This window comes from Streptococcus mitis, from assembly GCF_946190375.1.
Taxonomy (GTDB): domain Bacteria; phylum Bacillota; class Bacilli; order Lactobacillales; family Streptococcaceae; genus Streptococcus; species Streptococcus mitis_CJ.
This window is the reverse complement of record NZ_CAMIAF010000168.1, coordinates 1-230: the sequence shown is the minus strand read 5'-3', so window position 1 is coordinate 230 and position 230 is coordinate 1. Positions and strand designations below refer to the sequence as shown.

The window sequence follows — 230 nt, the reverse complement described above, 5'->3', positions numbered from 1 at the left end:
CATCGCTCAGGCGAGCACGGGTATCCTTCAGCGCGCCTTCAGCTTTGGAGCGCAGCTTTTCCAGTTCGGCTTTTGGCTTATCGGTGGAAGAGTTCAACACTTCTTCCAGCGTATCGGCTAAGGATTTAAGTTCAGCGCGTAAGTTTTCTGCATTTGAATCATGTGCCATGTGATAATTCCTTAACGTTAACTGAGACAGACTTTTAACATAGCGGATTTTTTCGCCGGAG

The 230-nt window shown here is 47.4% G+C and carries 1 protein-coding gene; it reads right to left on the bottom strand.

Annotated features, from left to right (window positions below; translation table 11 throughout):
• Positions 1–169, bottom strand: a 169-nt coding sequence (locus N8M09_RS11330) for a DUF883 family protein (protein ID WP_261065260.1), incomplete at its 3' end; no start/stop codon positions are given.
• Positions 170–230: the final 61 nt, after the last annotated feature.